At 69.3% G+C, this 6,267-nt stretch carries 7 protein-coding genes; 2 read left to right on the forward strand and 5 right to left on the reverse strand.

The features are described from left to right. Positions 1-389: 389 nt before the first annotated feature. The 5 genes from AC1D01_RS16720 to AC1D01_RS16740 form a co-directional block, all read right to left on the reverse strand. Positions 390-2,096, reverse strand: a complete 1,707-nt coding sequence (locus tag AC1D01_RS16720) for a GGDEF domain-containing protein (RefSeq protein WP_477868155.1) — start codon at positions 2,094-2,096, stop codon at positions 390-392. Between the two features lie 70 nt (positions 2,097-2,166). Continuing rightward, positions 2,167-2,820, reverse strand: a complete 654-nt coding sequence (gene msrQ, locus AC1D01_RS16725) for a protein-methionine-sulfoxide reductase heme-binding subunit MsrQ (protein ID WP_477868157.1) — start codon at positions 2,818-2,820, stop codon at positions 2,167-2,169. 13 nt (positions 2,821-2,833) lie between these two features. Continuing rightward, complete coding sequence (gene msrP / locus AC1D01_RS16730) at positions 2,834-3,826, reverse strand: protein-methionine-sulfoxide reductase catalytic subunit MsrP (RefSeq protein ID WP_477868159.1); 993 nt, start codon at positions 3,824-3,826, stop codon at positions 2,834-2,836. Between the two features lie 89 nt (positions 3,827-3,915). After that, entirely contained in the window at positions 3,916-4,275 is a 360-nt protein-coding gene (locus AC1D01_RS16735) for a hypothetical protein (protein ID WP_477868161.1), read from the reverse strand. Positions 4,276-4,397: 122 nt separating this feature from the next. Continuing rightward, entirely contained in the window at positions 4,398-5,024 is a 627-nt protein-coding gene (locus AC1D01_RS16740; RefSeq protein ID WP_477868163.1) for a c-type cytochrome, read from the reverse strand. An 83-nt stretch (positions 5,025-5,107) separates the two neighbouring features. Between AC1D01_RS16740 and yihA the strand changes: the two genes are divergently transcribed. Together yihA and AC1D01_RS16750 are read left to right on the forward strand one after the other, a co-directional pair. Next, positions 5,108-5,809, forward strand: a complete 702-nt coding sequence (gene yihA / locus AC1D01_RS16745) for a ribosome biogenesis GTP-binding protein YihA/YsxC (RefSeq protein ID WP_477868165.1) — start codon at positions 5,108-5,110, stop codon at positions 5,807-5,809. Continuing rightward, on the forward strand, positions 5,806-6,267 hold a 462-nt coding region (locus AC1D01_RS16750), incomplete at its 3' end, for an alpha/beta fold hydrolase (protein WP_477868167.1). The genes yihA and AC1D01_RS16750, both read left to right, overlap by 4 nt.

The following is a 6,267-nucleotide window of genomic DNA, read 5'->3' on the forward strand; positions in this document are numbered from 1 at the left end:
GTGGTGGCGAACGGGGTTCCGGAGCTGCTCGTCAAGACCAAGGCGAGCCATACGGGCGCGGCTTTGAAGCCCGTGTTGGCGCGGACGTAGGGCGGGTGGCGCATTGGCGCGGCAAAGGCGGGTGCGGGGAGGCTGTGGCTCGCCGGCCGGTGCGGTCATCGCCCCTGGCGGGGCGATGACTGCCCTCCGCTGACTGGTTTCATGGCCCGTCGCCGAAACTCCCGCCACTCACTTCGTTCGTTGTGGTCAAACAGTCGGCGACAGTCAGTKCACGAAGCGTGCTGCGCACGCGGGCCACGAAACCAGCCAGCTCCGGCGCCCCGCCCTGATTGGCGCTCCCCAGCCTCCCCACCCGCGCCTTCCGCGCCAACCCTCCGCCACCGAAGGTTTCACCCTTCCACCAGGCGATTGCGCCCCAGCCGCTTCGCTTCGTAGAGGGCCGCATCGGCTCGCTCCACCAGTTCGAGCGCGTTGTCGGCCGGCTGCGCGTCGGCCAAGCCGAGGCTCAGCGTGACCTGCAGCCCCGGCGAGATCACGCTCCATGGGTAGGCCTGCACGGCGCTGCGCAGCCGCTCGCAGATCTCGTGCGCCGTCTCGCGCGGGGTGTCGACGAACACCAGCACGAATTCCTCGCCGCCCCAGCGGCCGAGCAGGTCGCGCGCCCGCGTCTTGTCACCGAACAGGCGCGCCACCGTGCGCAGCACCTCGTCGCCGGCCGCATGGCCGTGGCGGTCGTTGACCTGCTTGAAATGATCGAGGTCGGCCATCGCGAGCGCCATCGGCTGGCCCTGGCCGCGCGAGCGCTCGATCAGCAGCGGCAGCGTCGCGTCGACATGGCGCCGGTTCGCGAGCCCGGTCAGCGGGTCCTCGAGCGTCTCGCGGTGCAGCTCGGCGGTGCGCTGCTCCAGCAGCTCCTTCTCGGCCTCCAGCTGCTGCGTGCGCAGCCGCTGCAGCTCGGCCTCGAGGCGCGAGCGCTCGCCGTCCATCAGCGCACGCTCGACGTCGATGCGGTTCACCATCAGCCGCGCCTGCGCCTTGCTCTGCAGCGCCACGCGCTGCATCTCGATCTGGTGGTGCGCCTCGCAGTGCAGCAGCGCCGGCTCGAACTGGCGCACGGCCTTGTAGGCGCGGTGCAGCGCCGAGTGCACCCGCATGCGCGTCGTCTCGTGGTCGAGCTGGGTCAGCGACTGCAGTGTCGCGGTGAGCTCGGTGATCGCCTCTTCGTTGCGGCCCTCGCGCAGCAGCACCTCGGCGATGTTGTGGCGCATGCGCAGCACGACCGCGCGGAAGCCGTTCTGCACCGCGCTCGCGAGCGCCTCCTGCAGCAGCGCACGCGCTTCGGCGTACTCGCCGGCCAGGCCGAGCGCTTCGCCGAGGTTGCCCTGCGTGACGCTGACGCGGTAGACATCGCCGTGGCGGCGCGCCAGCGACAAGGCCCGGCCGCCGTACTGGCGGGCCCGCTGCACCGCCTGCCGGCTCGCGTCTTCATCGGCGCGCAGCTGCGCCTGGTAGTACGCGCTGATCGCGGTGGCGGTGAGGTTGTTCAGCGCCAGCATGCGGTCGCCATGGCCGCCGTGCTCGCGCGCCATGCCCAGCGACTGCAGCAGGAAGCTCTCGGCCTGGATCGAATCGCCGAGCCGGTCGTAGCAGATGCCGATGCGGTTCAGCGCCACGCCCATCGCGAGGCCGCGCTGGTGCGTGCGCGCCAGCTCGAACGACGCGGTGGCGTGCTTCAGCGCTTCTTCCTGCAGGCCGATCTCGCTGAACGAGATCGCCAGCAGGCACAGCGTGTCGCACTGCTCGTCGATGCGCCCGGCGGCTCGCCAGAGCGCCAGCGCCTCGCGCGCCGATTGCACCGACGGCTCGAACAGCCCGAGCCGCCAGCGGTGGTTGGCCAGCAGCGTGTGGACGCGCGCCAGTATCAGCGGGTCGCCCAGCGTGACGGCGCCTTCGAGGGCCTGTTCGGCCAGCGCGAGGCCCTGCTGGTGCTGGCCGCCATCGTGGGCGGCCTGCGAATCGGCGATCAGCCTGACGAGGCGGCGGGCTGCCGTTTCGGGGCCGGCGGGGGGGTGGTGGGGCAAGACGTGGGCGACCATGGAGGGCCCGATTGTGCGTGGCCCGGCGCAGCGGCGCCAGACGCCAAGGCGTCAGGTTCGCGACGCGCCGTCAACTCCTGCGCAACGCGTGCCGGATGCGCCAGCCGAGCAGCACCGCGATGACCGCGCCGTACACCGCGACCTCGGCGAAATTGTTCTTCGCCGCTTTCATCCAGAAAAAGTGCAACAGGCCCAGCAGCACGATCGCATAGACGCACTTGTGCAACGCCTGCCAGCGCTTCGCGCCCAGCGCCTTGATGGCGCGGTTGAACGAGGTCGCGGCCAGCGGGATCATCAGCACGAAGGCCAGGAAGCCGACCAGCGCGAACGGGCGCTTCGGGATGTCGCGCACGATGGCATCGAGGTCCAGCCCCATGTCCAGCCAGGCATAGGCGAAGAAATGCAGCACGACGTAGAAGAACGCGAACAGCCCCAGCATGCGCCGGAAACGCGCCAGCGCCGGCTGGTTCGCGATCACCCGCAGCGGCGTCACGGCCAGCGTGAGGCACAGCAGCCGCAGCGTCCAGTCGCCGGTCGAGCGGATCAGCGCCTCGGCCGGGTTCGCCCCCAGCGTGTTCATCACCGCGCCGTAGAACAGCCACGCGAACGGCAGCAGGCCGGCGACGAACAGCAGCGGCTTGGCCGCCGGATGCAGCAGCGGCGAGCGCCGGCGCGGCGGGGCGGGGCGGGGGGCGGTGTCGGGCGACAGCACAGCGGTCTTCATGGCCGGCGCGCGCTCAGAACAGCTTCTTCAGGTCCATGCCCGCATACAGCTGGCCGACCTGGGCTTCGTAGCCGTTGAACATCAGCGTGGCGCGCTTCTTCGCGAACAGGCCATCCTCGCCGATGCGCCGCTCCGTCGCCTGGCTCCAGCGCGGGTGGTCGACGTTCGGGTTGACGTTCGAGAAGAAGCCGTACTCCTGCGCGGCCGCATGGTTCCAGGAGGTGAGCGGCTGCTTGTCGGTGAAGCGGATCTTGACGATCGACTTGCCGCTCTTGAAACCGTATTTCCACGGCACCGCCAGCCGCACCGGCGCGCCGTTCTGGTTCGGCAGCACCTCGCCGTACAGGCCGAAGGCGAGCAGCGCGAGCGGGTTCATCGCTTCGTCCAGGCGCAGGCCCTCGACGTACGGCCACGACAGCACGCGCGAGCCGAGGAAGGGCATCTGCTTCGCATCGCCCAGCGTCACGAACTCGACGTACTTCGCATTGCCGGTCGGCTCGACGCGCTTGATCAGCTCCGACAGCGAATAGCCGACCCACGGGATCACCATCGACCAGCCCTCGACGCAGCGCAGCCGGTAGACGCGCTCCTCCATCGGCGCGAGCTTCAGCAGCTCATCGAGGTCGTAGACCTTGGGCTTCTTCACCTCGCCCTCGATCGCGACCGTCCACGGGCGGGTCTTCAGCGAGCCGGCATTGCGCGCCGGGTCGGACTTGTCGGTGCCGAACTCGTAGTAGTTGTTGTAGCTGGTCACGTCGTTGTAGGACGTGAGCTTTTCCATCGTGATCGCGCCGGGGACGGCACTGCGCGCGCCCGGCAGCGGGGCCAGCTTGTTCGGGCGGGCAGCCTGGGCGAACGCATCGCGCGCGGCCCAGCCGGACAGCGCCGCGCCGCCGGCGCCGAGCGCCATCAGCTTCAGCAGCTCGCGGCGGCGCTCATAGACGGCGCGCGGCGTGATCTCGGACGGCACGGCATGGTCGAAGCCGCGGTTCGGGCGGTGATGCATGAAAACTCCTGGGGGCGCCTGCGGGCGCGTTGCCGGTCAGTCGCCATTCGAGCCGGGAACCTTACAGCGGTTCCGCGCGCCCGGCTGCGTCAGGGCAATTCGCCGAAGTTCGTGTCGTCGATCACGGTGCCGAATTGCGTGTCGGAGAACAGGYGCAGCGAATTGCGCGCGGTGCGTTCCCGGAAGCTCTTGCGGGCGAACAGCTTGGCCTGCGCCTCGCCGGGCAGGTCGGTGATGTTGATGATGTTGCGCACGATCAGCGTGTCGATCACGTCCTCGATCACGCGGACGAAATCGGCATCGAGCTTGCCGAAGTCGCTGTTGGCCGGGCTGTGCCCGATGAAGGCCAGCAGATCCGGATGCCCGTCCGCGATGAACTCGGTGCCGGCCCCCGCTTGGCGATGCAGGCTGTCGATCTGTCCGTCGGGTCCGCGTCGGATGTAGGGCATGGGGGCGTTCGCAGTGGCGAGTCGGATGACTATAGTCGCGCCCGCGCCGGACGGACATGAAAAAGGCCGGTCATCGACCGGCCCGTTCCCTGGGGGTGTGCGAAGCGTGAGATCCGCCGCGTTCAGCGCAGGCCGGCAATGTAGTCGGCCACCGCCTTGATTTCCTTGTCGTTCATCTTCGCGGCGACGCCGGTCATCTGCGCGCTGTTCTTGCGCAGCCCGCCGCGGAAGGCCACCAGCTGCGCTTCGGTGTAATCGGAGTGCTGGCCGCGCAGGCGCGGGTACTGGGCGGGGATGCCGGCCCCGGTGGGGCTGTGGCAGCCGGCGCAGGCCGGGATGGCGCGGTCGGCGATGCCGCCGCGGTAGATCTTCTCGCCGAGCGCGACCGATTCCTTGCTCTTCGCGAAACCGGGTTTTGCATCCTTCGAGGCGTAGAACGCGGCGACGTTGCGCATGTCGTCCTCGCTCAGCGTCGAGGCCATGCCCTTCATCACCGGGTTGTCGCGCTTGCCTTCCTTGAACTCGGCCAGCTGCTTGACCAGGTATTCGGGGTGCTGGCCCTGCAGGATCGGGTTGGCCGGGCTGCCGCGCGAACCGTCGGCCGAGTGGCAGGCACCGCAGACGTTGGTCGAGATCGCCTGGCCTTTCGCGACGTCGGGCTTGGGCTTCGCAGCCTCGCTCGCGGAAGCAGGTGCCACGAACGCGGCGGCCAACAACAGACTCGACAGCAAGCTAGCAACAGGCATCATGGCGTGTGGTGTGTGGGTTGGCTGGATGCGTTTTGTGGATGCAAAACCCGGCGATTTTACAATGCAAGTTTTTGGTGCCTTCCATGACCGACGAAAACAATTCCGGTGCGCCRGCCGCTGACGCGAGCAGCGATGCGGCCGCAGCCGAGAAGCTGGCGCTGGCCTGGACGCACACCGCGCGCTTCCTGACCACCGCCAGCCAGCTGAACCAGCTGCCGCAGACCGAGCTGCCCGAGATCGCCTTCGTCGGCCGCTCGAACGCCGGCAAATCGACCGCGATCAACACGCTGACGCAGCAGAAACGCCTGGCCTTCGCCTCGAAGACGCCCGGCCGCACGCAGCACATCAACCTGTTCGAGCTGGGCCCGAAGGATGCGCCGAACGCGCTGTTCGCCGACCTGCCCGGCTACGGCTACGCCGCGGTGGCACGCGCCGCCAAACAGCGCTGGCAGGAGGTGATGGCCAACTACCTGCAGGTGCGCCGCAGCCTGTCGGGCGTGGTGCTGATGGTCGATTCGCGGCTCGGGCTGACCGAGCTCGACCGCAACCTGCTCGAGTTCGTCGCGCCCCGCGTGGGCACCGGCGAGGTGCGCCTGCTGGTGCTGCTGACCAAGTCCGACAAGCTGAACCGCCGCGAATCGACCGCGGCGCTGGCGGCCACGCAGGCGGTGCTGGGCGAGCTGTCGAGCGAGGACGCCGACATCGGCATCGCGCTGTTCTCGGCGCTGAACAGGCAGGGCGTCGGCGACGCCGCCTGCGTGCTGCGCGACTGGATCCTCGGGTGATCGAGACCTTCGACGCGGTGCTGCCGCACGGCATCACGCTGAGCTGCCGGGCCAGCGGGCCGCGCGGCGCGCCGGCGATCGTGTTCCTGCATGGTTTTCCCGAAGGCGCCTTCGTCTGGGACGCGATGCTGCGCCATTTCGGCGACCGCTACCGTTGTATTGCGCCGAACCTGCGCGGCTACGAGCGCTCGTCCGCGCCGGCCGAGGTGGAGGCCTATCGCGCGAAGCACCTGGTGGCCGACCTGCTCGCGCTGATCGCCCACGAAGGCGGCGGCCCGCTCGCGGCGCTGGTCGCGCACGACTGGGGCGGCGCGGTGGCCTGGAACTTCGCGGTGCAGCATCCGCAGGCGCTGCAGCGGCTGGTGATCGTCAATTCGCCGCACCCCGGCGTATTCCTGAAGGCGCTGCAGACCGATCCCCACCAGCAGGCGGCCAGTGCCTACATGAACACCTGGAGC

Source organism: Rhizobacter sp. P3_B12, from assembly GCF_056402895.1.